This is a genomic window from Sporosarcina limicola (assembly GCF_014873855.1).
GTDB lineage: Bacteria > Bacillota > Bacilli > Bacillales_A > Planococcaceae > Sporosarcina > Sporosarcina limicola.
The window spans coordinates 21,855-48,767 of record NZ_JADBEL010000004.1; the positions used below are offsets into that span (position 1 = coordinate 21,855).

26 protein-coding genes and 1 pseudogene are annotated in these 26,913 nt (G+C 38.5%); 19 read left to right on the top strand and 8 right to left on the bottom strand.

Going from position 1 to position 26,913, the window contains the following annotated elements; all coding sequences use genetic code 11:
* Position 1 precedes the first annotated feature (1 nt).
* A complete protein-coding gene (locus H4683_RS04990; RefSeq protein WP_192597743.1) occupies positions 2–1,036 on the bottom strand; it encodes an ABC transporter permease in 1,035 nt (344 codons plus the stop codon).
* Between the two features lie 175 nt (positions 1,037–1,211).
* Between H4683_RS04990 and efeO the strand changes: the two genes are divergently transcribed.
* The 4 genes from efeO (at position 1,212) to H4683_RS05010 (ending at position 6,015) form a co-directional block, all read left to right on the top strand.
* Positions 1,212–2,063, top strand: coding sequence for an iron uptake system protein EfeO (efeO, locus tag H4683_RS04995; RefSeq protein ID WP_225941892.1), 852 nt, complete (start codon positions 1,212–1,214; stop codon positions 2,061–2,063).
* Between the two features lie 5 nt (positions 2,064–2,068).
* Complete coding sequence (gene efeB, locus H4683_RS05000; protein WP_192597744.1) at positions 2,069–3,340, top strand: iron uptake transporter deferrochelatase/peroxidase subunit; 1,272 nt, start codon at positions 2,069–2,071, stop codon at positions 3,338–3,340.
* 14 nt (positions 3,341–3,354) lie between these two features.
* The gene (locus H4683_RS05005) at positions 3,355–5,103 is read left to right on the top strand and encodes an FTR1 family iron permease (RefSeq protein ID WP_192597745.1); all 1,749 of its coding nucleotides are present in this window, start codon (positions 3,355–3,357) and stop codon (positions 5,101–5,103) included.
* Between the two features lie 270 nt (positions 5,104–5,373).
* A complete protein-coding gene (locus tag H4683_RS05010; RefSeq protein WP_192597746.1) occupies positions 5,374–6,015 on the top strand; it encodes a superoxide dismutase in 642 nt (213 codons plus the stop codon).
* 195 nt (positions 6,016–6,210) lie between these two features.
* Here the strand turns inward: H4683_RS05010 and H4683_RS05015 are convergent, their stop codons facing one another.
* The 3 genes from H4683_RS05015 to H4683_RS05025 all read right to left on the bottom strand — a co-directional run bounded on the left by H4683_RS05015 (position 6,211) and on the right by H4683_RS05025 (position 8,338).
* Positions 6,211–6,816, bottom strand: coding sequence for a VTT domain-containing protein (locus H4683_RS05015; RefSeq protein ID WP_192597747.1), 606 nt, complete (start codon positions 6,814–6,816; stop codon positions 6,211–6,213).
* Positions 6,817–7,389, bottom strand: a complete 573-nt coding sequence (locus H4683_RS05020; protein ID WP_192597748.1) for a class I SAM-dependent methyltransferase — start codon at positions 7,387–7,389, stop codon at positions 6,817–6,819.
* Positions 7,390–7,561: 172 nt separating this feature from the next.
* Positions 7,562–8,338: a phosphatidylserine decarboxylase gene (locus H4683_RS05025; RefSeq protein WP_225941893.1), complete on the bottom strand. Its 777-nt coding sequence runs from the start codon at positions 8,336–8,338 to the stop codon at positions 7,562–7,564.
* Positions 8,339–8,430: 92 nt separating this feature from the next.
* On the opposite strand from H4683_RS05025, the gene pssA reads away from it, so the two are divergent.
* Positions 8,431–8,970 (top strand): CDP-diacylglycerol--serine O-phosphatidyltransferase, encoded by a 540-nt coding sequence (gene pssA, locus H4683_RS05030; RefSeq protein ID WP_192597749.1) that lies wholly within the window; start codon positions 8,431–8,433, stop codon positions 8,968–8,970.
* A 137-nt stretch (positions 8,971–9,107) separates the two neighbouring features.
* On the opposite strand, the gene H4683_RS05035 is transcribed toward pssA, so the two are convergent.
* Positions 9,108–10,469, bottom strand: coding sequence for a sigma-54 interaction domain-containing protein (locus H4683_RS05035; RefSeq protein ID WP_420826541.1), 1,362 nt, complete (start codon positions 10,467–10,469; stop codon positions 9,108–9,110).
* Positions 10,470–10,667: 198 nt separating this feature from the next.
* Between H4683_RS05035 and H4683_RS05040 the strand changes: the two genes are divergently transcribed.
* The 14 genes from H4683_RS05040 (at position 10,668) to H4683_RS05105 (ending at position 25,466) form a co-directional block, all read left to right on the top strand.
* A complete protein-coding gene (locus tag H4683_RS05040) occupies positions 10,668–11,651 on the top strand; it encodes a proline racemase family protein (RefSeq protein WP_192597751.1) in 984 nt (327 codons plus the stop codon).
* A gap of 36 nt (positions 11,652–11,687) precedes the next feature.
* Positions 11,688–12,674 carry a proline dehydrogenase family protein gene (locus H4683_RS05045; protein WP_192597752.1) on the top strand — a complete coding sequence of 329 codons (987 nt, stop codon included), beginning with the start codon at positions 11,688–11,690 and terminating at the stop codon, positions 12,672–12,674.
* A 203-nt stretch (positions 12,675–12,877) separates the two neighbouring features.
* Positions 12,878–14,236, top strand: coding sequence for a branched-chain amino acid transport system II carrier protein (gene brnQ / locus H4683_RS05050; RefSeq protein WP_192597753.1), 1,359 nt, complete (start codon positions 12,878–12,880; stop codon positions 14,234–14,236).
* A gap of 971 nt (positions 14,237–15,207) precedes the next feature.
* Complete coding sequence (locus H4683_RS05055) at positions 15,208–15,927, top strand: GGDEF domain-containing protein (RefSeq protein WP_192597754.1); 720 nt, start codon at positions 15,208–15,210, stop codon at positions 15,925–15,927.
* A gap of 410 nt (positions 15,928–16,337) precedes the next feature.
* Positions 16,338–16,649: a hypothetical protein gene (locus tag H4683_RS05060; RefSeq protein ID WP_192597968.1), complete on the top strand. Its 312-nt coding sequence runs from the start codon at positions 16,338–16,340 to the stop codon at positions 16,647–16,649.
* A gap of 12 nt (positions 16,650–16,661) precedes the next feature.
* On the top strand, positions 16,662–17,261 hold the full coding sequence (gene cysC / locus H4683_RS05065; protein ID WP_192597755.1) for an adenylyl-sulfate kinase: 600 nt from the start codon (positions 16,662–16,664) through the stop codon (positions 17,259–17,261).
* A 162-nt stretch (positions 17,262–17,423) separates the two neighbouring features.
* On the top strand, positions 17,424–18,134 hold the full coding sequence (locus tag H4683_RS05070; protein ID WP_192597756.1) for a phosphoadenylyl-sulfate reductase: 711 nt from the start codon (positions 17,424–17,426) through the stop codon (positions 18,132–18,134).
* A 48-nt stretch (positions 18,135–18,182) separates the two neighbouring features.
* Complete coding sequence (gene sat / locus H4683_RS05075; protein WP_192597757.1) at positions 18,183–19,337, top strand: sulfate adenylyltransferase; 1,155 nt, start codon at positions 18,183–18,185, stop codon at positions 19,335–19,337.
* A 37-nt stretch (positions 19,338–19,374) separates the two neighbouring features.
* Complete coding sequence (cobA, locus tag H4683_RS05080) at positions 19,375–20,157, top strand: uroporphyrinogen-III C-methyltransferase (protein WP_192597758.1); 783 nt, start codon at positions 19,375–19,377, stop codon at positions 20,155–20,157.
* Positions 20,158–20,178: 21 nt separating this feature from the next.
* Complete coding sequence (locus H4683_RS05085; RefSeq protein WP_192597759.1) at positions 20,179–20,925, top strand: sirohydrochlorin chelatase; 747 nt, start codon at positions 20,179–20,181, stop codon at positions 20,923–20,925.
* A 107-nt stretch (positions 20,926–21,032) separates the two neighbouring features.
* Positions 21,033–21,146 (top strand): YezD family protein, encoded by a 114-nt coding sequence (locus H4683_RS05090; protein ID WP_420826542.1) that lies wholly within the window; start codon positions 21,033–21,035, stop codon positions 21,144–21,146.
* A gap of 49 nt (positions 21,147–21,195) precedes the next feature.
* Entirely contained in the window at positions 21,196–23,025 is a 1,830-nt protein-coding gene (locus tag H4683_RS05095) for an assimilatory sulfite reductase (NADPH) flavoprotein subunit (RefSeq protein WP_192597761.1), read from the top strand.
* Positions 23,026–23,050: 25 nt separating this feature from the next.
* The gene (cysI, locus tag H4683_RS05100; RefSeq protein ID WP_192597762.1) at positions 23,051–24,775 is read left to right on the top strand and encodes an assimilatory sulfite reductase (NADPH) hemoprotein subunit; all 1,725 of its coding nucleotides are present in this window, start codon (positions 23,051–23,053) and stop codon (positions 24,773–24,775) included.
* A gap of 76 nt (positions 24,776–24,851) precedes the next feature.
* Positions 24,852–25,466 carry an NAD(P)-binding protein gene (locus tag H4683_RS05105; protein ID WP_192597763.1) on the top strand — a complete coding sequence of 205 codons (615 nt, stop codon included), beginning with the start codon at positions 24,852–24,854 and terminating at the stop codon, positions 25,464–25,466.
* A gap of 182 nt (positions 25,467–25,648) precedes the next feature.
* Here H4683_RS05105 and H4683_RS22315 read toward each other — a convergent pair.
* The 3 genes and pseudogenes from H4683_RS22315 to H4683_RS22320 form a co-directional block, all read right to left on the bottom strand.
* A pseudogene (locus H4683_RS22315) lies at positions 25,649–25,981 on the bottom strand (transposase); the annotation flags it as partial.
* A 663-nt stretch (positions 25,982–26,644) separates the two neighbouring features.
* Positions 26,645–26,776 (bottom strand): hypothetical protein, encoded by a 132-nt coding sequence (locus H4683_RS21865; protein ID WP_275403060.1) that lies wholly within the window; start codon positions 26,774–26,776, stop codon positions 26,645–26,647.
* Complete coding sequence (locus H4683_RS22320) at positions 26,757–26,846, bottom strand: hypothetical protein (RefSeq protein ID WP_192597765.1); 90 nt, start codon at positions 26,844–26,846, stop codon at positions 26,757–26,759. Before H4683_RS22320 ends, H4683_RS21865 begins: the two co-directional genes overlap by 20 nt.
* Between the last annotated feature and the right edge of the window lie 67 nt (positions 26,847–26,913).

The following is a 26,913-nucleotide window of genomic DNA, read 5'->3' on the forward strand; positions in this document are numbered from 1 at the left end:
ATTAAACCTCTCCTTGTTGAATCGCTTGTAATGGTTCGACTTTTTTAATTTGGAGACCTGAAAGTGTGGCGCCTAAAAATCCGATGATTATAAATATAACTGAAAGTTGAAGGGTCGTTTCAACAGTTAAGCTGAAAGGCATTCCTTTAGGGGCAATCATAGTGAAGCCCTGACTGAGTGCAATAGATAGCCCAAGGGCAATCACGGTGATGAATAGCATTTGTGACCACATCATGACGAATAAGGAACTTGTCTTAACCCCAATTGCTTTCAGGATTCCATACAAACCTATCTTTTGTACGTTCATCATATAGAAGAATATCGCAAACAACATTCCACTAATGACGACTAGAAACCAAACAATCATATTGAGCGACATCTGTTCGGCATTATAACTTGGAATTGCATTGAGAAATTGTTTGTTGGAAAAACTTTGTAGCCCTGTAATGGCTTGCGCCTTAGCTTGTCCAGGAATGAACAGCAATTGCATTTCATTGACACGGTAAATTTCTTTGTAATTTTCAACATTGACATAGGCAACAGGCGCATGGCTATATTTCTTCTGATCTACAAAGCCTTTGACTTTAAACTCGCCACTAAACTGATTGTTTGTCAATGTATCCCCGACTTTAATACCTTCCTCTTCTAACGAACGATCTAAGACTACTTCACCTTGACCGACCTTTTCAAATAATTTTGAATCAGTCGAAGTGACGAAAGCGACGCTATGTTGTTTGTCTCCCGCATCGTTTACAAAACCCATTTGAATTGAGAAAGCGGTAGCGTCCTTCTGTTTTTTTAATTCGTTTTTTTGTACAGTTTCATTTATTCTAGATAGATTATAGGTTTCATTCGCATCGGAGCTCATGTAAAATTGTCCCGCTGGTAGATCCTTTATAAGCGCTGCATTATCTTGAGATAGCCCGTTCGATAATCCAGAAATGATAAATGTTAAAAAACTAACTAGGAAGATAATCGATCCTAGAATCACGAATTTCGTTTTACTCTTCTTCATTTCTTTCCATGCAATAGTCATTAGTAATCCTCCTGTTTTTCTTTATAGCTAAATAATAAACCCACAAAGTGAACGGAATGTTAACGCGATATTACAGAATTAGTGAATCTCAAGAAAATAGCATTGACACCAAATTTGAGAATGATTATCATTGATAATAGAGATGGAAAACTTTTAGATGTTAGGGGAGTCATTAATGAAGAAAATGATGCAAGTTACAGGGGTCTTATTGTTAACGAGTGGATTATTAGTTGGTTGCGGAACGACTGCAACAGAGAAGCCGATAAAGAAAGAGGTTAGTCAAGCTAGTACACTAGATACTGAAGTAGCTGCTTATAAAGCATTTGCAATTGATCAACTTGATCAGTTTGTAATTGCAACAGAGGCATTTGTTGAAGCAGTAAAAGCTGGAGAAGTTGAAAAGGCGAAAGAGCTCTATGCGCCAGCACGTATGTATTTTGAAAGATCAGAACCGATTGCGGAAAGCTTCGGCGATTTAGATCCTCGAATTGATGCACGTTTAGCCGATATTAAAGAAGAAGGCCAAGGGGAAGAAGAATGGTCCGGTTATCATAAAATTGAGTATGGTCTTTGGGTCGAAGGAAAAACAGAAGGCTATGAAGAAGTTGCAGACCAATTGATGAAAGACGTTAAAGAATTACGTGCGAAAGTGGAAACAGTTACTGTTACGCCAGATTTAATGATTGTAGGGGCAGTGGATTTATTAAATGAAGTATCTACATCTAAAATTACAGGCGAAGAGGAAATCTATTCGCATACAGACTTATATGACTTTAAAGCGAATGTCGAAGGAGCAGAGGAGATTTTCAAGCTATTCAAAGCGAACTTGCAAGAAAAAGATGCTGCTCTTGTAACAACCTTGGAAGAAAGTTTTGCCTCGTTGAATGATTTATTGGCAAAACATGAAGATGGTAAGGGCGGCTATGTATCTTATGAAGTATTAACAAAAGAAGATACGAAAGCATTGTCAGAAGCAGTCGATCATTTAGGGGAACCATTAAGCCAAATGGCAATCGTTGTGGAGTGAGATGAATGAGTGAACAAGAAGAAAAATCGGTATTTCAGAAAAAGATATCGCGTCGTAAACTATTAAAACTTACCGGAATCGGAACAGTAGGTGCCATTATCGGTGCTTCAGGGATGACAGGTGTATTGTCGGCTTTTGGTATGAATCCATTTGAAGATGATGATGAAACCGTTGAGAATAAAATCAAATTTTACGGGAAACATCAATCGGGTATCGCAACAAAGGGACCTGAACATGTTTACTTTGTATCCCTTACCTGTGTTGCGAAGTCGAAAAAAGAGTTGAAAGAATTATTTCAACTATGGACGAAGCAAAGCGCAGAATTGATGAACGGTCGATTGATTGAACAAGCGAAGTCAAATACATTGCTTCCTCCAGTAGATACAGGGGAAGCGGTAGGACTCAATGCTTCCCATCTCACACTGACATTTGGTGTTGGACCAAGTCTGTTTGAAAATAAAGCGCTCGGCTTACAAAGTATGAAGCCAACCGAGTTGAAGGATCTTCCTCACTTTCCGAAAGATCAACTAGACGCCCATTATGTCGGTGGCGATATTTGTATTCAAGCATGTGCGGATGATCCGCAAGTTGCCTTTCATGCAATCCGCAACTTAGTTCGTTCAGGGAGAGGAAAAGTGACGATGCATTGGTCACAAGCAGGATTCAATTCATATGAGATGAAACATAAGGAAAAGCGAACGCCACGAAATTTATTTGCATTTAAAGACGGTACAGGAAATGTAAATGTGGAAAGTTCGAAGGATATGAAGGAAGTCGTTTGGGTGCAACCTAGTGAGTCTAAGAATTGGATGATAGATGGCACCTATCTAGCCGTTAGGCGCATTCAAATGCATTTGGAAACATGGGATCGCACGGCTCTAAGTGGGCAGGAAGAAACATTTGGGCGGCATCGTGATAGCGGGGCTCCTCTGGGGAAAATGGATGAATTTGAGGATATGGAACTCGATCGTAAAGAGAGTGGTGGGCGAGTCGTTCCTGATACATCCCATGTCTTTTTAGCCTTACAAGTGAAGGATCGTATGTTGAGGCGTTCGTTCTCCTATTCAGATGGCATTAACCCGAATACGGGCGCATTTGACGCGGGCTTGCTATTTCTTTCATTTCAAAAACATCCGAAGCAGTTTATCAACATTCAAAATAGTTTAGGTCGTAACGACAAATTGAATGAATACATCACGCATCGCGGCAGCGCATTGTTTGCTTGTTTTCCAGGGGTGACAAAAGGAAGCTATCTCGGTGCAGAATTGTTTGACTAAGGAGAGCAGGTTCGATGAAAAAAACGCTACTACTTTTTTGTCTACTACTTTATGTATTATCTCCAATGCAATTTGCACAAGCTGAGGAAGATTATCGCGAACTTTTCATTTCCGTTGGCGACGCGATGATGAAAACAAAGGCAGATGATTGGGTAGCTGTTGAGGAACTAGTTGCTCAATTGAATGAGGACTGGAAACAAATTGATCAGTCAAAAAGTGTAGAGGCAAAAAATGTGACACAAATGTTGAAACAGATGAACAAAAACATGGGGAAGCATGATAAAGAGTTGATGCTTGCTGCTTTATCTGACGTATCGCATGCACTTGTTGCTTTTGAAAAGGAACAGAATCCAGTCGATGAAGAGGCGTTGCGTAATGAATTAAGGTTGGCATTAACGCCGATTTTAGTGGATTTACAAGTAGCTATCGAAGCGGAGAATGTAGAAGAAGTACAGGCGCAGTATAAAAAGTTCTTAGCGATGTGGAACCGAAAAGAAAGCATCGTTCGGGAGCAAAGCATTGCTTACTACGGGAAAATTGAAACACAAACGGGCTTTTTACGCATTGCATTAACGAAGGATGAGAAAGAATTCGGACAAATCCAAACGATCTACGCTGCGTTATCGGGTGCAGTCGGTGAATTTGTTTCGGGTAAGGAATTACAAGTTGAAAGTCAAGATCATTCATTGCAGACGTTAGTCGATTTATTGGAACATGCAGAGTTGGCCATTAAGAAGAAACAGCCAATCGATGCGGTTCCAGTATTGCAGGAATTTCTAACAGTGTGGCCATCTGTTGAAGGTGAAGTACGGACAAGGAATGGGGGTTTATATACGAAGCTAGAAAATGATATTCCCATTATTGCCGGAAAGCTCTCTTCTACTGGTGTGAATGTAGAGGAACAACTAACGAAAATCAATGAATATAAGAAGTCGATTGAACTTTTACAGAAAAAGACGAGCTACACAATGTGGGATGCAGCGCTTGTTATGCTTCGGGAAGGGTTAGAAGCGTTACTTATTGTGACGGCATTGATTGCCTTTTTACGAAAAGCGAATGCTACAGACCAACAAAAATGGATTTGGTTGGGTGCTTTCGCCGGAGTCATTATGAGTATTATAGCTGCTCTATTGATGAATAACCTTTTTTCAACTGCAACAGCAGGCGCAAATCGTGAAGTGATTGAAGGTATGACTGGAATCATAGCAGTTGTGATGATGATTGGTGTCGGCGTGTGGCTACATCAAAAATCCAATATGCAGGCGTGGAATAGATATATTCAAAAACAATTGGGGAGTGCCCTTTCAACAGGCAGTATCGTTTCAATGGCGTTTATCAGTTTCTTATCCATTTTCAGAGAAGGTGCGGAAACAATCATCTTCTATATGGGGATGGCTCCTTCGATGAGTACAGGGAAACTTCTCTCGGGTATTGCGGTGGCTGTTGTGATTTTAATCATAGTTGCCTTTTTGTTTATCCGGTACAGTACAAAAATATCAGTGGGTCCTTTCTTTAAAATTGCGACACTATTGATTTATTTTTTAGCTTTCAAAATCTTAGGTGTCAGCATACACGCACTTCAGTTAACAAATTATTTCAGTACAACACAACTATACAGTTTGCCAATTGTCAACTTGATTGGTTTTTACCCGACATGGGAAACAATACTTCCACAGCTGGCACTGTTGATCATTATTCTTATTACGGCCTTGTGGATTGAAAAGAGAAATCGTTCTTCGCGTAAACCCCCTATGTCATTGTGACGCAGGGGTATTTTTTGATTTTGAGTTTCTAATGTGAAGACCCCCAATTTTTTCAACTATATATGTTGAACTTATGATATCCCCGTATCTCCAGCGAAGGCATCCCCGAGGAATATTGTAGTTCAATCCTTCCCAAGCGCTGAGCGTTGTTAGTAAGATTCATTAGTTAAACTATATAGTTGACTTCTAATTCATTTTGTTATAAATTAAAGATAGATAAAAAGTTTCCTTAGGGAAACTTTTTAAATGAAAAAGAAAAGGAGTGGGAATTTGTCTACATTTACATTGCCTAAACTGCAGTATGATTATGATGAATTAGAGCCTTTCATTGATGCACGGACATTAGAGATCCATCATGGAAAGCACCATGGAACGTATGTCAACAATCTAAATAAGGCTTTAGATGGGCAAGATGAGTTAAAGGGGAAGTCGCTTGAATACTTGCTAAGTAACTTAACTACTTTGCCAAAAGAAATTCAAACAGCTGTCAGAAACCACGGTGGCGGACATTTTAGTCACAGTCTTTTTTGGGAAGTAATGAGTCCGAAAGGCGGCGGTGAGCCCGGAGCGGATATTGAAAAAGCGATTAATCATCATTTTAGAACGTTCGATAATTTTCAAAATGAACTTTCACAAGCTGCAATTTCAAAATTTGGCAGTGGATACGGCTGGTTAGTGATGGATGGGAATGAGCTTTCGGTCATAAGCACAGCGAACCAAGATACGCCTTTGATGGAAGGGAAAACGCCCTTACTTGTAATCGACGTATGGGAGCATGCATATTATTTGAAGTATCAAAACCGACGCTCTGAATTCGTAACCAATTGGTGGAATACAGTGAATTGGGATAAGGTGAATGAATTGTATTTAGATGCAAAAAAGAAAGTTGCTTTACAAGCTGAGTTAAGGTAATTTGTAAGCCATTTTTCCACTCTAGGATTGGTACCCTGGAGATTCTTCGACTGGGCTGGTAACTTGGTCGGGGACAATTTGCAAGCCATCGGTGCGTTCATAGGCTGGTAACCTAAGGCGTATTAACGGCTATTCAAAAAACAGCCTCCAATTAGGTATTGGAGGCTGTTTTCGTATCCGAGGGGAGCTAGTCTTTTATTCATCTTTTAATAATAACTTGGTCTTCCATTTTCGATAGAAGTATAAAATTATTAACAGTATAACAATGATAATAGCTGCGACAATTCCATATTTCGTTGCGAACGCCGCGATAACCTTCATATGTTGTCCAAAAAATATACCAAGAATAAAATATAACAATGTCCAAAAGAACCCTGCAGTATACGAATAGAGAGCATATGTTTTAAAAGGCATGCCATTAATTCCTACAATATACGGAACAATATGCCTTACAACGGGAAAGAAATAACTGAAGATTAATGCGCGATTACCATATTTCAAAATCAATTTTCGAGAGGCTTCGAAGTACTTATTCTTTTTCTTTCTTATTAACTTATTGAGGATTTTGGTGCCGAATAACTTACCAAGGACATACCCTAAGGACAGTCCACTTACAACCCCTAAATACGTGACTACAAATGCAGGTATAATTTGAAGTATGTCGAGCGATGAGACGAATCCACCGCTCATAACTACGATTTCATCTGGAATAGGCGCGCCAACAATGCCCAACCATAAGCAAAAAAATAATGCGATGTAACCATAACTTTCTATATAAGGTAATAAGTCATTGAAATCCACTTATTGTACAACCATTTCATTGCTGCAAGAAAGTACATAGGCGGGCGGAAGATTAAACCAAACCTTTTCTACTGATATTTCTGAAAAATGTTTTTTTATAAAAGATAATTTAACAAGGGAATATTGAAATGTGACGAACTTACCATTTGGCTTTAATAATTCCATAACGCTATTTAGTATCTTCGTAGATACTTCCTTGGGCAACGAAGCAAATGGTAAGCCGGAAATACAATAATCAATCGCATTAAAATTTGATGCTAGTAAATACTTTTCAATGTTTTCAGCAGAGCCATTCACTACTTGTACACTTGGATTGTCTTTATACTGTTTTTTTAAAATAGTATAAAAAACTTCATTAATTTCTATTAATAAGAGAAATGTATTTGGCTTTTTTCTCTTCATAATTTCTCGTGTAAAGGAGCCCATACCAGGTCCTATTTCAACAATACAAGTAGCGGTATCAAAATCAATCCCACTCACCATACCTCTAGCTAGACGTGGGGTACTTGCTGCAACTGCGCCGGTATTTCTGGGATGCTTAATATACTCTTTTAAAAACTTTAATATTTGCAAATCGTCCCACCTCATTAAAAATTATTAATATAGTACTAAGTCTAACTCACACATCTTAAATAACATAGATGATTTTTCTTAATTCTTTCTTAACTATGACTTTTATTTTTGATTATTAATAGGACGTGGAACGAATTTATTTGTTCCACGTCCTATAAGTTAGTAGTTCGTGTTAAAAAGAACCGATTTTTTGGCCATAGTTAATTTTCATTTCAGACGTAAGTGATTCTTCAATTTTGAAATCACCCTGCCCAATGAATAATACGACTGTTGAGCCGAATGAAAAGTATCCCATCTCACTACCTTGTTTTATTGTAGCGTGTTCATGTGTAGGGTGGATGCTATTGATATTGAGAGCTCCTACTTTTATGATGGCAACTTTACCTTTTTCAGCAGTTAACAACGAGATAAGACGGTAATTGGTTGATAATGGCTTGTTTCCGTATTTCATGCCTAAATCATTTACCGGGTATGACTTTCCGCCACAAGACCATTGATCTTCGATTAATCCATCAATCGGGCTATGAATCCGATGATAATCTGTAGGTGATAGATAAAAAATAAAGAACCAACCATTTTGAAAGACTTTTTCTGTATCTTTCTTACCAAACATAGCTTTAATATTATATTCTTGGCCCTTCACTACGAAGGTATCCTGTTCTGAAACTTTACCGAAGTCCGATAGCACACCATCTATCGGACTGACAACCGCGTTGGCTGATTGATCTATAGGGCGACTGCCTTCTTTCAATTTCCTTGTGAATAAAGCCTGTAGACTACTATATTCTTGAAGAGGTTTTTCCATCTCTTCAATATTTACCTTATATACTTTGACAAAAGATTTATTCATAGTCCTGCTCAAGCGGGAAGCGGTGAATTTCTTTAATATATTCGAAGAAATTCGATGGCCCGTTAATTCAACTAATGACTTTAAAAATATTTTCCGCAAAAAAACAACCCCAATATATGATTTAGTAGTATAATTAGAATAGCTAAAGCCCTTTTGATGAAGAATTGATAAAAAAATAGGAGTGGAAATAAATGCTTTCAACTAATCGCGTTAATGATACAAGGAAATCGATTTTAAATCAGTCTGCTAATATTCTTACAATATTAAACTTAAGTTCCGGATTTTTAGCTCTCATATTTGTAACGAAAGGGCATGTCCAACTAGCGATTGTCTTGATTTTTTTAGCAGCGATTTTCGATATGTATGATGGTAAAGTTGCTAGGAGTCTTAATGTAACGTCTGATTTTGGTAAACAATTGGATTCCTTGGCGGATCTCATATCATTCGGGGTTGCACCCGCTATCTTAATCTATACCAATGTGCTCTACGAGTACTCCGTGGTGGGCCTCTTCTTTACTGTGCTATATGTTTTATGTGGTGCCATCCGTTTGGCACGCTTTAACGTTACTACTTTTACAGGAAGTTTTCAAGGTCTCCCAATCCCGGCAGCGGGTTGCACCTTGGCATTTGCAATCTTTTTCATGAACTATATTCCCTCAGTTCTGTTTATGTTTTTGATGTTAGGCTTAGCGCTATTAATGATTGGTACATTTAAGGTGAAAAAAGTTTAACTAAGATTGTTTACGTTTTTTAAAGGAAGAGCCACCTTGACATGCGTTAGTCGAGCATTATGACTGCGCAGTAGAGTGTGGTTCTTTTTTATACTTCATCAGTTCCCTCCAGTTTAGATAGTGGAATTCTTGTTAATTTAAACTTTAATGTTATATTGTTTTATTTTATTATAAAGACTCACCCTTGAAATCCCTAATTTTTTTGCTGCGGCACTCTTATTTCCATATGTCTCTATAAGCACTTCCTTAATTCTATCATATTCCAATTGTGCTTTCTCTTGTGCTAATCCTTCTTTGTCTATATTTCGATTAATAACAGGAAATATATTCATAATATCCTCTGCATTAATAATAGATTTATCGATGAATATAATCATTCGTTCTACAATATTTCTTAATTCTCTGATGTTACCAGGCCACTGGTAGCTCGTAAACATCTCTATAGCACTATTCAACAGAGTAGGTATCTCTTTATGATATTTTGCGGAATACTCTTGAATGAATTTATTGACCAGAATCGGAATATCCTCAATTCTTTCTCGGAGTGGTGGGATTTTCAAAGTCACAACATTTAATCGATAATATAAATCTTCGCGAAACAGCCCCTTTTTGATCATATCTTCTAAATTGCTATTCGTCGCTGCAACGATTCGACTATTCACTTTTATTGAAGCGTTCCCACCAATACGATAAACCTCTCTCTCTTGCAAGACTCTTAATAGTTTTACCTGCATATCAAGAGGCAACATACCAATTTCATCTAGAAATAAAGTGCCCCCGTTTGCCATTTCTACTTTCCCGGCTTTTCCATCCTTACTAGCCCCCGTAAAAGATCCTTTTTCATAGCCAAAGAACTCACTTTCAAAAAGGGCTTCAGGAATTGCGCCACAGTTAATAGGTATAAAAGGTTGGTTCTTTCTTAAACTTGCTTCATGTACGCCTTGTGCAAACAATTCCTTACCTACACCACTTTCTCCTTGGATTAGAACTGTAGCATCCGTCTTAGCAACCTTAAGCGCTAATTCTTTTGCAGTCTGTATGGCCACACTACTTCCTTTAATTTCAGATAAAGGTCCCATTTGCTCTTGTAAGTTATATTGCTGCTTAATTTTCTGCAATTCTGTTGTGGTTAAAGATAACTTCTCGTTTAATTTCACAACATTTGTTATGTCTTGATCTATCGAAATGGCTCCAATTAAATGTCCCTGATCATCAAAAATGGGGGATGAACTTATTAATACGTGCTTATCCTCTCTGGGTTGGTGATAGACATTAAAAACAGGTTTTTTAGTTTCTAGTATCTCTAATAATTTCAGATCCTCTTTTTTAAAAAAACTACTTATCTTGTTCTTTTTAATAGCTGCAAGCGGTATACCATACATTTTCTCAGCTTGTGTACTCCAATACTCTACTTCTCCTAATGCGTTAACAATCGTAATTGCATCAGAGCTAGTTTCAATTAAGGTGTTCAGATAATAAAGAGAATATTCAATTGACATTTCATTCATCCTCCTTTGTGAGAACCATTGTTAATGTTGTATTTACAGTAATGTAAACTTAGTGAACACTTTATATTATACTGAATGATAGAAGCGATTACAATGCATGGATTAACTTGATTTATAAAAGTTGGCATGCTACTTGCAAGTATAGAGTTTAGGAACAATTATTATGTACTTTGGAGGAATAGTTACTTTATGGTGATGGTAGAGAATTGTATTCAAACGATTGACGCTCATACGATGGGTGAAGCAGCCAGAATAGTCATCGATGGAATCCCAACAATCCACGGGGATACGATGATGCAAAAGAAACATTATATGCAGTCTGAAATGGATACGATACGAAAGCTGCTTATGCATGAACCAAGAGGCCACTTAAATATGTTTGGCGCTATTTTAACGAAGCCTTGCAATATCGAATGTGATCTTGGGGTGTTATTTATGGATAGTGGAGGCTATCTGAATATGTGTGGTCATGGAACAATCGCGGCTGTAACCGTTGCCATTAATCAAGGTTTGATTGATAAAAAGGACAGAGTATTACTTGATACGCCTTCCGGGGTTGTAGAATGTCATATCGTGTACGAGAATGACAGGGTTAAAGAAGTTTCGTTTATTAACGTGCCAGCATTTTTACTAAAGAAGAATGTAAGCGTTTTAGTAGAAAATATAGGTGATGTAAATATGGATATCGCATTCGGTGGAAGCTTCTTTGCGATAGTAGATGCAAAGCAATTTAATTTCGAACTGAAGATTGAAGAACAAGATGAGATAGCGGCATTTGGGATAGCAATTAGGAAAGCTGTGAATGAGCAATTAACTATTGAACATCCTGAGATTCCAGAAATAAATACGATTGACCTTGTTGAGTTTAGTTTAAAAGTGGGGAATAATCATTATAAAAATACTGTTGTTTTTGGGGACGGACAAATCGACAGATCACCTTGTGGAACAGGCACATGTGCGAAACTCGCCACATTAAATCTTGAGAAAGGAGAACAAATAATTCAAGAAAGTATTATTGGTTCAAGATTTATAGGAACAGTGGTTGATTATACAGAGGTTCAAAATTTAAAAGCGATTATACCTAAAATTACTGGATCAGCATGGATGACAGGAATTCATAAATTCTCATTAGATGCAACAGATCCATATATAGAAGGATTTTTATTGAAATAATTAATCGATTGTAATTAAAAAATGGAGGTATTTACTATGGGATTAACTAGAGACTTTTTCATTCTACTTTCACAAAATAAGGTTTTGAATAGCGGTGCAAAACGATGGGGACTAAAACTGGGTGCACAGTCGGTTGTTGCTGGAACGAGTATTGAAGAAATGGTTGAAAGCGTTAAGAAGTTGAATGCGAAGGGTATTTCTGCAACAATTGACAACCTTGGGGAGTTTGTTTTCGAAAAAAGTGAGGCAATTGAGGCCAGAATTCAAATATTGGCGGTTGTTGAGGCTATCCATGAACATAAATTGGATGCGCATATTTCCTTGAAAGCTACACAGCTTGGTTTAGATATCGACTACGATTTCTGTTTAGCAAATTTAAGGGAAATCGTTGCTAAAGCATGCGAATACACTATTTTCATTAACTTCGACATGGAGGATTATGGCCATTTACAACCTTCATTTGACATTATTGACGAGCTATCCAAAGACTATACTAATATTGGAACTGTCGTCCAAGCCTATTTTTATGAAGCAGATGATAATCTGAAAAAATACAAAGACTATCGCATGAGAATCGTAAAAGGTGCTTACAAAGAGCCTGAAAACTTGGCGCATCAAGACAAAAAAGAGATTGATCAGAACTTTATCCAATTGATTGAATACCACTTGCTGTATGGGAAATTTACATCAATTGCGACTCATGATCATCATATCATTAACCATGTGAAAAAATTTGTGGAAGTAAATAATATATCGAAGGGAAAGTTTGAATTTCAAATGTTATATGGTTTCAGAAATGAATTACAGCTTAAACTTGCTGAAGAGGGTTATAACTTCTGCACATATGTTCCATTCGGAATTGATTGGTATGGCTATTTCATGCGTCGGTTGGCAGAACGTCCTCAAAACCTTAACTTAGTTGCCAAACAAATGTTTAATAAAAAAACAAATACACTAATTGGAATTGGGTCTGGTGCGTTTTTATTAGGGATAATATGTAAGAAGAAAAATTCTAAGAAATAAGTGTTCTATAATGATACTAATTCCATATCAACATCTGTATCATTTGTTTGGGGATGGTTAAACTAACCATCCCCATTTACCCAAAAAATCACTTTGGATGATGACTTTTATTATTGAACGAAGGGATAATCGTATACAGGAAGTAATGTATCTATTTGTATGAAAATGTGAGTTCTGGGATTGAAACTTAAGGGGGAATAAAAATGGAGAAAAAAATATCATTTTCACAAATACTCGCTATTGGTTTTATGCTTTTTGCGATGTTTTTAGGTGCAGGAAACGTCATATTTGCTCCAATGGTAGGTCAACAGGCTGGAACAAATACATGGATTGCAATGGGAGGTTTTTTAGTAACGGGTGTTGGATTGGTTCTTCTCGCAATTATTGCTTTAACGCGCGGGGGAGGAACTGTAGAAAAGCTTGCAGGAAGGGTACACCCATTATTTGCAACAGTCTTCTCGATATTACTTTTCTTGACACTTGGACCTATTTACGTGATTCCGCGAACAACATCTGTCGTGTATGAAATTGCCATAAATCCGTTAGTCCAAACTAAGTCAAATACCAGTCTTTATTTATTAATTTTCTCACTGTTATTTATAGCTCTAACCATTTTACTTTCATGGAATACAACAAAATTTGTGGATCGTTTAGGTAAGATTATAACGCCTATTTTTGTAGTATTATTAATAGTACTAATTGCCAAATCAATCTTTACTCCGATGGGAAGTTTTGGACAACCTCAAGGAGATTATATAAGTGGTGCCTTCTTAAAAGGATTTACCCAAGGGTACTATACAATGGATGTTCTCGCAGCTTTTGTATTTGGGGGGATTTTCATTAAATCTATTAGCTCGTTTGGAATAAAGTCTGAAAAGGAAGTTTCAAAGATATTTATTAAAGCAGGCATGATTACAATTATTGGCTTGATTGCTCTGCAAATATCAATGGCATGGATTGGGGCTTCCAGTGTAGACCAAATTGGCTATAAAGGTAATGGTGGAGAAGTATTAGCTCAAAGCGCTATCGTTCTATTCGGAGAAATTGGAATCTATATCATTGGAACTGTTATTTTATTAACAGGTATTACAACTAATGTTGCTTGTTTGGCAGCTGTTTCCGAGTATTTTGAAAGAATTATTCCTTCTGTTTCTTATAAAAAATGGCTTATTATATTTGCCGTTCTAGGTTTAGTAATTACAAATTTTGGCCTCAACACGATCCTAACCTTGGCGTCACCAATCTTGCTCTTACTCTATCCTTTAGCGATTGCCTTAATTGTATTAATATTTACAAATAATTTATTTAAAGGGCATAAATCGGTTTATGTGGGAACAGTGATTGGTGTTGGGTTTGTTGCAATTCTCGATGCTTTAAAGGATGCGAAAATTTTAAAGGATGTTATCGATAATATCTTCGGATTTATCCCGTTATTCGAAAATGGTGCTGGATGGATTGTTACTGGTATAATAGGATTTTTTATGGGTTTACTTATAGCGAAATTAAAGAGAGAACCTATTTCATTAATTAATAACGCTGGTGAAGAAGTTAATAATAGTTAATAGGAAAACAAATACTAAGATTCTTCTAACAGCAGATGTTTTCTGTTTGGGAGACTGTTAATAATGAAAAGATAGATTTTTAAAATAATAATGGCAAACGAATTTTCCAGATAAACCACAATCCCACGACCATGTTTACGCTCGATGGATTGTGGTTTTATCTCGTATTTCCTTCTTCTTATCTGACACTAAAGTTGTTAGATAAGAAGAAGGCAATCTAAATGCCCGACTTTGAGTCGCTATCTCTGCATTAACACGTCTTGTGTGTCGCCTCCACTGATTGAAATTTTATTTTATTGTCAGTTAAATTGAACGAATTATGTTTGAAAACCATTCTTCCCCTTCAAGGAATATAAGTGTATTATAAATATATAATCAACGTATTCAGTAATTACTATGTCTGTCACTGAAACATGTCTACTTAGTTTTGGTAAAATCGGCCATACATAGGCATTTTATTGGAGGCGGAAAATATCGAAAAAATACAAGCGAATGTTACCACAAATCAGAACAGTGACGATTCTTTTCGTGAGGAACGGTTATTTGTTAATGTAAATAGAATTTATATTATAACCAGGATTTTTTTGGTTATTATTTCATGGCTTTTTGTCATCAATCTTGTCGGCATCATTTTGCACCATCAACGCATTTCCTCTATGTATTTACACGCTGTTATATATAGTATATTAATTCTTGTCAATCTTTATTTTCAATTTGTCTTTCATCCACGCACCTATCAAAAAAATATAAATTCAAGTACGATTCGTTATTATGAGAATATGGTTATTTTTTACATCTCAATTGTGATGATATCAGGTAGTGTCATTTCGATTGTAGATCAAATAAAATATGAGCATTTGATAATAATAATGGTGAATATGCTAGTTTGCTCCAGTTTTTTCTTGATGACTAATAAACAAATTTTTATTCCTTTTTCACTTTCGACAATCATTTTGCTTGTGGGGCTCCCGATGGTAGACTCATCTTCATTTGACTATTACATACAACTTTATTATGTTGTCACGTTTGTATCGGTCACATTGCTAGTCTCTCGGGTAATGTACAAAGCCTTTTGTGATAACTACGAAAGTAATAGGAGATTAAAAAAAGAAATTGAAACTAATCATTTGTTGAATCAGCGTCTAAAAGAAGCCAATCAGCGCCTCGAGATTATAGCCTCTATTGACGAATTAACGAAGATTTCAAATCGTAGAGGATTGCATATTCACATGGATAATCTTGAGTCTAATTTGAATGATAATCAGCAAAAATTCTCCTCAATCGTAATGGATATCGATTATTTTAAAAAGTACAATGATTATTACGGACATAATCCCGGGGACAAAGTATTAGAAAATATTGCAGGCGTTTTGAGTGGAATTGCTAAAGATACGTCCGGGTTTGTTGCACGTTGGGGTGGAGAAGAATTTGTCTATATTATTTGTGGGGAAAATATGGAGCAAATTGGTAGTGTTTGCAAGAGAGTTCAAGAGGCTGTATATAATCTTAAAATCCCTCATCCTCAATCTGAAGTGTCGAATTATGTAACGCTGAGTATGGGTGCATGTTCTTCAAACGTTTCTAATCGTAAGGAAATGCAAAAGTGTATCGAACAAGCGGACAAAGCACTATACAATGTGAAAACGGGTGGGCGCAATGGCTACAGCTATGTATCTATGATTGTGGAATAAATACAAGTGCTTGTTATTCGAGCAAATTTATCCCGCATTAACGGGCAGTAAGACCCCTAATGATTGAAGATTCACTTTATGAATCGGAACGTTCATAAAGTGAAACCTTTTCATGTTCATGTTTGTTAGAATGATAAGTATTTTTTTCTTCGTGATCAACGAAAGTTCGGTTGTGTAAGAAATATAGGTTAAAATGCGAGGCGAATTCATCGTGTGATACATATATATAGTTATTAATCCAACTAAACAAATATGGATTAAAAAGTTTTCAGAAAAATTATTGACAATGAATTTTTGATGATGTACGATTGGTTTCAACTTAACAGTTTCACTTCATTACCCAATTTTATATTTGCCAATTAGTCAACTAAAGGCATCTTTCTAATCGATCATTTGGGTCGAATAAAAAGATGTCTTTTTTGTCCTCAAAAATGACAATTAAAAATGGATTAAAATTAAGAACGGGGACAAATTTAGAACTTGATGATCTTAAAAATGGTGCCACGCATTTAATCGAAGCGGTCATCTCCCATCAGTCAGGACTTCTATCCAAGTCTATCAAGCAGTCAAAGTTTCGATCGCGTTATATTGGTTACCAAACGAATTTAATTGTCTATGGGCGGGGTGGTTATAGATTTATTGACTATATAAAAATTGGTACGCAGTTAAGTCTGTTAGTTATGGTCACAGCGATTACAGTTATTTATAATATGTGGTTTTAGGAGGAGAAAACAATGACGAAGTCTACAAATATTGCTTGGCATGAATCAGAGATAACGAAAGTAAATCGTCAAGAAGCAAAGGGGCACAAAAGTGCTATTCTTTGGTTTACAGGACTATCTGGCTCAGGAAAATCGACAGTTTCAGTTGCGTTGGAAACGGCGTTGCATACAAAGGGTATTCACACCTATCGGCTCGATGGAGATAACGTCAGACATGGTTTAAATAAAAATTTAGGGTTTAGTCAAGAGGATCGAACGGAAAATATTCGTAGAATCGGTGAGGTCTCAAAATTAATGGTCGATGCAGGTTTATTCACATTAACTGCGTTCATCTCTCCTTATCGTGAAGATCGTGAACAAGTACGCAATCTTATGGAAGCTGGTGAATTTATAGAGATATATGTGAAAGCTAGTTTAGAAACATGTGAACAACGTGACCCAAAAGGACTTTACAAGAAAGCAAGAGTGGGTGAAATTAGAGACTTTACGGGAATTGATGCACCTTATGAGGAACCTAATAATCCAGAAATAATCATTGATACCAACCAGTTAAGCATTGAAGAATCAGTCAAAGTCATCGCTTCCTATTTATCAGAAAAAGATTATATCTGAAAAATATCCTATTTGAGTCATCTTTTATGTGAAGAGGGAATAGAATAACTTAAAACCTACTTGACACATAGGTATTATATGGATAGTATAATTCATAATCATTAAATGGCTGACAAAAAAGACTAGAGTCGATTTTGAAAAGATTGTGAAGGGGGACTTGTTATGGAAAAGTTGACATACGCATCATGGGTCGAGATGAACATCGATTTTTTGATTGATGATCAGTCAAAAGGTGCGTTAAATGTGTTGCGATGGGCTTATGACGAATATAATGATGAGCTTGTGTATGCTTGTAGCTTTGGAGTTGAAGGAATTGTGATGCTTGACTTAATCTCGCAAATGAAACCCACTGCTAAGGTGGTATTTCTTGATACAGAACTTCATTTCCAAGAAACCTATGCCCTAATCGATGAAGTCAAGCAACGTTATCCGCAGCTTGTAATCGAAATGAAAAAGCCTGCTTTAACGGTTGAGGAGCAAGCCGAAAAATATGGAGATAAATTATGGGAAAGGCAGCCGAATCGCTGTTGTTATATGAGAAAAGTAGTTCCACTTCGAGAAGCTTTGGGCGATGCAACCGCTTGGTTATCTGGACTTAGACGTGAGCAATCACCATCGAGAAGTCAGACAAATTTTATTAATAAGGACGAAACCTTCGAATCTATCAAAATATGTCCACTAATTCATTGGACATGGACCGATATTTGGAATTATGTCGAAAAATATCAATTGCCTTATAATCCTCTTCATGACCAAGGTTTTCCTAGTATAGGCTGCGTACCCTGTACATTTCCAGGTGATACAGCAACGGGTTCGAGAGAGGGGCGCTGGGCCAATCAAACGAAAACGGAATGTGGCCTACATGAAAATTAATTTCCTGAAGTGAATGAACAAAATAGGAGTTGGAATGGGGGAAGTAAAATGAGTTTGAGTCAACCGCATGGCGGAATTTTAATAAATCAGTGGAATCCCGATATTCAATTTGACGGGATTACTGAAACAGTAGAATTAGATGAAATTGCAAGTAGTGACTTGGATTTAATCGGCACGGGCGCATATAGTCCATTAAGTGGATTTCTTACACAGATAGATTATAATTCCGTCGTCGCAACGATGAGGTTATCGACGGGTGAGCCATGGACAATTCCGATTACATTACCAACGACAGAGTCGAATGCGGAAAAAATAACTGTTGGTAGTCTAGTGAAATTGGTGAGAGATGGCGTCGTCTACGGGGTGCTTGAAGTGTCGGATATTTTCACGCCAGACAAAATGAAAGAAGCTGTATTGGTTTATAAAACCACTGACCGTGACCATCCTGGCGTGAAGAAGTTGTTTGAACGTCCAAATGTGTATATCGGAGGAAAAATCACGCTAATTCAACGTCTACCTCTGAATGAATTTACAAGTTATCATTTTGACCCGGTTGAAACCCGGAAAAAATTTCAAGCGCTTGGCTGGAAAACAGTGGTTGGTTTTCAAACAAGAAACCCGGTTCATAGGGCACATGAATATATTCAAAAAACAGCATTGGAAATTGTCGATGGCTTATTTTTAAATCCACTTGTTGGTGAGACGAAATCGGATGATATCCCGTCGGATGTGCGCATGAAAAGCTATGAAGTGTTACTTGAAAACTATTATGCGAAAGACCATGTATTTTTAGGTGTTTTTACGGCAGCCATGCGTTATGCGGGACCAAGAGAAGCAGTTTTTCATGCGTTGGTTAGAAAGAATTTTGGTTGCACACATTTTATTGTTGGCCGTGATCATGCGGGCGTTGGGAATTACTATGGCACGTACGATGCGCAGAAAATCTTTAGCAACTTTACGCCTGAGGAACTTGGGATTACGCTATTATTTTTTGAGCATAGTTTTTATTGCAACCAATGCAATAGTATGGCAACTCCTAAAACATGTCCGCATGATGCGCGTCACCATGTGATCTTGTCAGGAACGAAGGTGAGGGAGATGCTTCGCAATGGAGAACAACTACCCACGACATTTAGTCGTCCGGAAGTGATTGATGTATTGATTGCCGGGTTGCAGCAACAGGAAGCCAATTCAGTAGGATGAATTTTCGTTAATCCGAATGAAAGGAGGAGAAAAGCGAATGGGAAAGGTATATATCGTTGGGGCAGGACCTGGTGATGTTGATTTAATCACTGTAAAAGGTTTGAGGTGCATTCAAGAAGCGGATGTTATCTTGTACGATCGTTTAATTAATAAAGAGCTACTAGCCTATGCGAAACCCGGAACAGACTTGATTTATTGTGGGAAGCTTCCAAATTATCATGCGATGATCCAGGAGACGATTAACCATTTTTTAGTGAAATATGCGAAGCAAGGAAAGACCGTTATTCGTTTAAAAGGTGGGGATCCATTCGTTTTTGGGAGAGGTGCTGAAGAGGCTGAGGTACTCGCTGAACACAGGATTTCCTTTGAGGTGGTTCCTGGGATTACCTCGGGAATTGCCGCTCCTGCTTATGCAGGCATCCCTGTTACACACCGTGACCTTAGCTCTAGTTTTGCAATTGTTACGGGCCATATGCGAGCGGGTAAAAGTGACTCGATTCACTGGGAAAGCCTTGCAGTAGGGATTGATACACTGGCGATTTATATGGGTGTCGGCAACTTGTCTTATATTTGCGAACAATTGACGAAGCATGGCCGACCTGAAAGCACGCCGGTCGCACTCATTCATTGGGGAACAACAAATGCGCAGCTTACGATTACCGGTACGCTTGCCACAATTGTTGAGATTGCAAGTGTGTCTGAAATTAAAAATCCAAGCATGATTATTGTTGGAGAAGTTGTGAAGTTACGCGAGAAAATTCAGTGGTTTGAACAAACGGAATTGAATCAAAAACGTATTAAAGAAGTATCTGCATACTAACATTTGAATAGGAGGGATCATTTGCAGGCAGTCTTATATGTTGGTCATGGTAGCCGCATTAAAGCGGGTGTCGAAGAAGCTATTCGGTTTATTGAGCGCAGTCAAGCAATCATCGATGTGCCAATCCAAGAAATTTGTTTTTTGGAGTTGGCGGTACCAGGCGTTGATGAAGGGATTACAAAATGTGTGGAGCGTGGCGCTACTAAAATTGCGGTTGTTCCTATTCTTTTATTAACAGCGGGCCATGCGAATGAAGATATTCCATTTGAAATTGAAGTAGGCAAGATTATGTATCCAGATGTCGAATTTACATATGGAAGGGCATTTGGGATTCATCCGAAAATCGTGGATAGTTTATATGATCGAGTAATCGAACAACAACTACCGATTGCAGAAGATGCGCAAGTGTTACTCGTAGGCAGGGGGAGCAGTGATCCGGCAGTTAAACGTGATTTAACTGCAATTGCACAACTCTTTGGTGAAAAGTATTCCTTTAAAAAGGTGGATGTTTGTTTTCTTTACGGCGCAAGCCCTTCCTTTGATGAAGCGTTACTACAACAACAGCAATCTGCTACGAAGCAAGTTTTTATTATTCCATACTTACTGTTCACAGGGATTTTAATGAATGGCATAGAAAAAAAGATTGCACAAGAATTATCTAGCGACCAACAGTTCGTTCTTTGTGAAAATCTGGGTTATCATAAAAATATTCAAGATGTACTTGTAGAACGAGTGAAAGAGTTGCTTGAAAAAGCGCAGGCGGCTTAATGAAGGAACAGGACCTTTTAGGTTTTCTTATTTAGTTTCTAAGGCATCTCTACTAGAAAGGATGAATCTTGACCGTGGAAAATCGTAAACAAAACTTGGAACTTACCATTGAGAACATAAAAACGATGCTGAGCACGATAAATTACGGCTCAATTACCTTGGTTGTCCAAGATAATTTGGTTGTTCAAATTGAAAAAAATGAAAAGATCAGATTGAAATAAGTAGCAACTTTTTTACGTGCAAAAAAACTAGTTTGTGAGGTGGAAATCGTTGCAACTTCAGGTGATGAATAGTCCTTTTAATGAGGAGCAAGTGGAACTTCTTAATAAACTTCTTCCAATCCTGACGGAGACTCAACAAATCTGGTTAGGCGGATATTTGAGTGCACTCCAAAGGGTCGAGTTTCCAATCATGACAAGAGATGTGGCTGTACAAGAAGCTTCCGCTATTGTGACGGAAGTTATTACCCAAGAGGTGACCATTCTTTATGGATCACAGACGGGTAATGGGCAAGCGCTAGCTGAATCTTTATCGAAAAGTTTAGTGGCAGAAGACTTTTTTGTGACGCTTTCATCGATGAATGACTTCAAACCAAATGCACTAAAGAAAATCCGGAATTTGTTACTGATTGTGAGCACACACGGTGAAGGTGATCCTCCGGATACTGCGCTACCGTTCTATGAATTTCTTCATAGTAAAAGAGCACCGAAACTGGAGGATTTACAATTTTCGGTGCTAGCTTTGGGAGATAGCTCCTATGAGTTTTTTTGTCAAACAGGTAAACAAATCGATGGTCGATTACTTGAATTGGGTGCGAAACAGCTAAGTTCACGCGTTGATTGTGACTTGGATTATGATGAACCAGCTGCGGAGTGGTTTACAAGTGTTTTATTTAAATTAAATGAGTTGCAGGAAGTCGGTTCTACATCTGTTCAGCAAGCGGTCAATGACTCTGCTGCTTTGGAACAACCGGAGTATTCACGAACGAATCCATTTAAAGCAGAAATCTTAGAAAATATTAATTTAAATGGACGAGGATCGAATAAGGAAACGCGTCACCTTGAGTTATCGCTCGAAGGATCAGGTCTTCAATTTGAACCGGGAGATAGCTTGGGCATTTATCCAGAAAATGAGGCTGGATTAGTGGATGCTTTGATTGCTGAGATGGGCTGGAATCCTGACGAACCTATTAGGGTCAATAAACAGGGTGAATCAAGGTCTTTGCGAGAGGCACTCATCTCGAACTTCGAGATTACTGTGCTAACAAAACCATTGTTACAAAAAGCGGCACAGCTAACTGCGAACATCGGATTGAAGGCGCTATTGGAACCAGAACGGGAGCAAAAACTTAGGGATTATCTCTATGGTCGTGATTTGTTGGACTTGGTGCGAGATTTTTCTCCATGGGAACTCCCTGCTAGTGAATTTATCACGATTTTGCGAAAGATACCGGCACGGCTTTACTCAATTGCCAGCAGTTCAAAGGCGAATCCGGATGAAGTGCATCTTACGATTGGGACCGTCCGATATGAGGCGCATGGTCGCAATCGAGTAGGCGTTTGCTCGGATGAATGTGCTATACGCGCGCAACCCGGGAATAGCTTGCCGGTTTATGTTCAGCGTAACTCGAATTTTAAATTACCAGTGGATCCAAACACGCCATTGATAATGATTGGACCCGGTACTGGAATCGCTCCGTTCAGATCGTTTTTGGAAGAACGCGAGGAGATAGGTGCTGAAGGGAAAACATGGTTGTTCTTTGGTGATCAGCATTATGTTACAGACTTTCTGTATCAGATTGAGTGGCAGCGTTGGCTCAAAGAAGGTGTATTGACGCGGATGGATGTCGCATTTTCGCGTGATACTGACGAGAAAGTATATGTACAGCACCGGATGATGGAGAAGAGTCAGAATTTTTTTCAATGGTTGGAAGAGGGTGCTGTAATCTACGTTTGTGGGGATGAAAAGCAGATGGCGGCAGATGTTCACGCTACTTTGGTGACGATTCTCGAAGAAGAGGGTACCATGAACGCTAAGGAAGCGGCTGACTATTTGGCTGCCATGCAACAGCAGAAACGCTATCAACGAGATGTCTATTGAGACGAGTGTGGAAGGAGCCAGTTATATGACGGAAAAAATAATTCTACCACCACAACCAGGTCCACCAAGTGATGTTGAGCGGATTAAGAGTGAGAGCAATTATTTACGGGGGTCACTTGAGGAGACGCTCGAATATCCAATCAGTTCAGGAATCCCTGATGATGATAATCGATTGATGAAATTCCATGGGAGCTATTTGCAAGATGATCGAGATTTACGCAATGAACGTCAACGTCAAAAGTTAGAACCGGCATACCAATTCATGGTGCGAGTTCGGGCCCCTGGAGGCGTTGCGACACCGGCACAATGGCTAGTAATGGATCAACTTGCCCATAAATATGGCAATGGTACATTGAAGTTGACTACCCGGCAGGCATTTCAAATGCATGGGATTTTAAAATGGAATATGAAGAAAAGCATTCAAGAAATTAATGCATCATTGATGGATACACTAGCGGCTTGCGGCGATGTGAACCGCAATGTGATGTGTAATCCGAACCCCTACCAATCGGATATTCACGCGGAGGTCTATGGCTGGGCTCAGAAACTTAGCGATTATCTGTCACCAAGGACAACTGCTTATCATGAAATATGGCTAGACGGAGAAAAAGTGGTCGATAGTCAAGAAACTGAGGAAGAAATTGAGCCGATGTACGGTGCGCTCTATTTACCACGAAAGTTTAAAATAGGTGTAGCCGTTCCGCCTAGTAATGATGTTGATGTTTTCTCACAGGATCTAGGTTTGATTGCCATTTTGGAAGAAGGGAAGTTAGTCGGGTTCAATATTGCAATCGGCGGCGGCATGGGCATGACGCATGGAGATACAGAAACGTATCCCCAATTGGCTCGGGTCATCGGTTTCTGTACAACAGATCAAGTTGTTGAGGTTGCGGAAAAGATAATTACAATTCAGCGTGATTACGGGAACCGTTCTGTCAGAAAATATGCCCGTTTCAAGTATACAATCGATGCACGGGGACTTGAGTGGATTGTCAATGAACTCAATGAAAGACTAGGGTGGAAACTTGAATCAGCACGTGAGTATCATTTTGATCATAATGGTGATCGGTATGGTTGGGTAAAGGGGAGCAACGGCAACTGGCATTTCACATTCTTTATCCAAAACGGTCGGATTCAAGATGTGGATGATTACTTACTGATGACGGGTCTGCGAGAGATTGCCAAAATTCATACTGGAGATTTCCGACTTAGCCCGAACCAGAACTTGGTTATCAGCAATATTTCGAACACTAAAAAGAAGAAGATTGTCGAGTTGATTGAGAAATACGGGTTGACAGATGGAGAGCATTATTCGGCATTGAGGCGTAGTTCGATGGCTTGTGTAGCCTTTCCAACTTGTGGGCTAGCGATGGCTGAAGCTGAACGTTATCTACCTTCATTAGTAGATAAGATTGAGTTGATGTTGGATGAATCAGGATTACGTGATAAAGAGATTGTCATCCGCATGTCGGGATGTCCGAATGGTTGTTCTCGTCCAGCGTTAGGTGAAATTGGTTTCATCGGGAAAGCACCAGGGAAATACAATATGTATCTGGGTGCTGGCTTTGTAGGAGACCGACTGAACAAAATATACCGAGAAAATATTGGCGAAGAGGAGATTTTAGCATTACTTAAACCACTTCTACTTCAATATGCAAAGGAAAGACAGGAAGGCGAGCATTTCGGAGATTTCGTCATCCGTACTGGGCATGTGAAAGCTGTTCAATCGGGATTAGATTTTCATGACTGATAGATATAGATGGGGAAAGGCCGCGATTTATGCGGTCTTTTTTACAATGATTAAATAATGGCAGGTGAATGGAGAAATGGAAAACTATCCAATTATGCTAAATATCAAGGATAAAGTTGTGGTAGTGGTCGGTGGTGGTCAGATTGCTTACAGGAAAATGATTGGCTTGTTGCAGGCTGGAGCAAGTGTAACTGTGATTAGCCCGGTGATCCATTTGAAGATAGAAGAATTGTTCACCGATAACCGCATTGCTTGGAAGAATAAAGTGTTTGAACCAGATGATCTTGCTTCCGCATTGATTGTCATCGCAGCAACGAACAGTGAAAAAGTGAACGAGTTTGTTGCGTTGTCTGCTGGGCATCATCAACTCGTCAATGTCGTTGATAATCCGGAATTGAGCACCTTCCATGTACCTGCAACATTGAAAAGAGGTGGCTTAACCATCAGCATTGCAACAGGCGGAGCAAGCCCGACATTGGCCAAAGTCATTCGTGATGAGCTCGCAGAAATCTATGATGAATCTTATGAGGATTATGTTGAATTCCTTGCGTTGTCGCGGGAAAAGGTGAAGCAATCAATCCTGGATCAACAGACAAAAATGCAATTACTTAAAGAAATTATAAGTGATGCGTACAGAAAGTCTAATGAGAAACAAAAGGTCTTCCTTGAAATGATTGATGGCTTTGTGTAATGAGGCTAGTCCGAATGCATACATTTTATGTCAAGGCGGTGATAACCATGGTCAAGGCGGTGATAACCCCTTATTATACAAGTCTGTGGATTAACCAAATGTAGGTAAATCTCTTTCGCTGTAATTTCTCAAACGACATAGGAAATCGACAACCCCTACTTAGCCATTCCACGGCTACTATCTGCAATAAAAAGTTGCGTAAATACTGCGTTTTTGAAGTTGCCAAATAAAGTGGGTAGATTCAAGTAGCCTTTAATCCGATGGAAAAAATACTCGATGGCCCACCGAACTTTATACATATCAGCAATATCTTCAGCGCTTACGCCCATCACCTCTGTACCGTCCCGGAAACCCGCCCATTTTTCAAGGGCAGCTGCCACAAAGAAATCGAGAAGATCTTCTACTTTAAACTTTCGTGCTACGTCTACATAATTATGCTTTTCTACAAGTTCCATCAATTCTTCTGGTGAAATTAGGGTAGATAAAAGCTTTGAAATCGTGCTAAACTGTTTCATAAAGGAAGGATGCGGTTCAATCCTTCCCTGAGGACGCCCTTCCTGAATACCGATGTTGGTTTAATCGCTTTACATCGTATCAGATTGGGTGTCTTTTTTCTATGTTTTTATTGGGAAAAACTAGCTAATCAACAGACGTGTTCCATAAATAAAAAAATACTACTTGTGTACCGAACCGGTGTATAGGTAGTATTTCTGGGATAATCGAATGGGTCAGTGAGAGCTTCAGTCAAAAAGGGGTAGATTTTCACACTGGCACATAAAATCCTTATTCTACGGGGGTCCACCTTTCTTCCTATATATGTTGAACTAAAGAATCCTACTAACAACGCTCGGCGCTTGGGGAAGGATGTAGTTCAATCCTTCCTTGGGGATACCTCCCGCGATAAGCCCGATAGAAGACCATTATCGGGGAGGGATTGAACTGCATCCCTCCTTTTGTCTTATCGCTTCGGCTACCCCGGTAGACGCCTTCGCTGGAGATTACAGGTATATCATATGTTCAACTTATATAGTTTTGAGAAAAAGTGAAGATAATCAGATCTCAGTAATTCGGCACCTTCATGGTTACGAATAAACATTTCGAACTGGGTGGCACTTTGCCCGAAGGTGAAATATAATCATGCGGGGCGATGAAGTATGGTGAGTTACCTTACTGTTTGATTATTTATGGTTGTTTTTTGACTTCTGCACTTCAAGTTCAACCGGTCGAATAAAATCAGAAGACTTGATTTTTAGCCCTTCTAAAAGTTCGAACGTTTCGGTAATGGATGGTTCATTTTTTTTCAATCTCAATCTCAATCTCAATCATAGATATGTAAGATCGATCAACGTCATATGCAAATGCTAAATCTTCTTGACTCATGCCCTGTTTAAATCGTTCATACTTTGCACTTAAATCTATTCGTTTAAGCGCATATAATTATAATAAG

Bases quoted from the DNA above. Each gene is read 5' to 3' on its own strand.
- H4683_RS04990 (WP_192597743.1), bottom strand. From the start codon at position 1,036: ATGACTATTGCATGGAAAGAAATGAAGAAGAGTAAAACGAAATTCGTG.
- efeO (WP_225941892.1), top strand. From the start codon at position 1,212: ATGAAGAAAATGATGCAAGTTACAGGGGTCTTATTGTTAACGAGTGGA.
- efeB (WP_192597744.1), top strand. From the start codon at position 2,069: ATGAGTGAACAAGAAGAAAAATCGGTATTTCAGAAAAAGATATCGCGT.
- H4683_RS05005 (WP_192597745.1), top strand. From the start codon at position 3,355: ATGAAAAAAACGCTACTACTTTTTTGTCTACTACTTTATGTATTATCT.
- pssA (WP_192597749.1), top strand. From the start codon at position 8,431: ATGCTTTCAACTAATCGCGTTAATGATACAAGGAAATCGATTTTAAAT.
- H4683_RS05035 (WP_420826541.1), bottom strand. From the start codon at position 10,469: ATGTCAATTGAATATTCTCTTTATTATCTGAACACCTTAATTGAAACT.
- H4683_RS05040 (WP_192597751.1), top strand. From the start codon at position 10,668: ATGGTGATGGTAGAGAATTGTATTCAAACGATTGACGCTCATACGATG.
- H4683_RS05045 (WP_192597752.1), top strand. From the start codon at position 11,688: ATGGGATTAACTAGAGACTTTTTCATTCTACTTTCACAAAATAAGGTT.
- brnQ (WP_192597753.1), top strand. From the start codon at position 12,878: ATGGAGAAAAAAATATCATTTTCACAAATACTCGCTATTGGTTTTATG.
- H4683_RS05055 (WP_192597754.1), top strand. From the start codon at position 15,208: ATGGTAGACTCATCTTCATTTGACTATTACATACAACTTTATTATGTT.
- H4683_RS05060 (WP_192597968.1), top strand. From the start codon at position 16,338: ATGTCTTTTTTGTCCTCAAAAATGACAATTAAAAATGGATTAAAATTA.
- cysC (WP_192597755.1), top strand. From the start codon at position 16,662: ATGACGAAGTCTACAAATATTGCTTGGCATGAATCAGAGATAACGAAA.
- H4683_RS05070 (WP_192597756.1), top strand. From the start codon at position 17,424: ATGGAAAAGTTGACATACGCATCATGGGTCGAGATGAACATCGATTTT.
- sat (WP_192597757.1), top strand. From the start codon at position 18,183: ATGAGTTTGAGTCAACCGCATGGCGGAATTTTAATAAATCAGTGGAAT.
- cobA (WP_192597758.1), top strand. From the start codon at position 19,375: ATGGGAAAGGTATATATCGTTGGGGCAGGACCTGGTGATGTTGATTTA.
- cysI (WP_192597762.1), top strand. From the start codon at position 23,051: ATGACGGAAAAAATAATTCTACCACCACAACCAGGTCCACCAAGTGAT.
- H4683_RS05105 (WP_192597763.1), top strand. From the start codon at position 24,852: ATGGAAAACTATCCAATTATGCTAAATATCAAGGATAAAGTTGTGGTA.
- H4683_RS22320 (WP_192597765.1), bottom strand. From the start codon at position 26,846: ATGAGTCAAGAAGATTTAGCATTTGCATATGACGTTGATCGATCTTAC.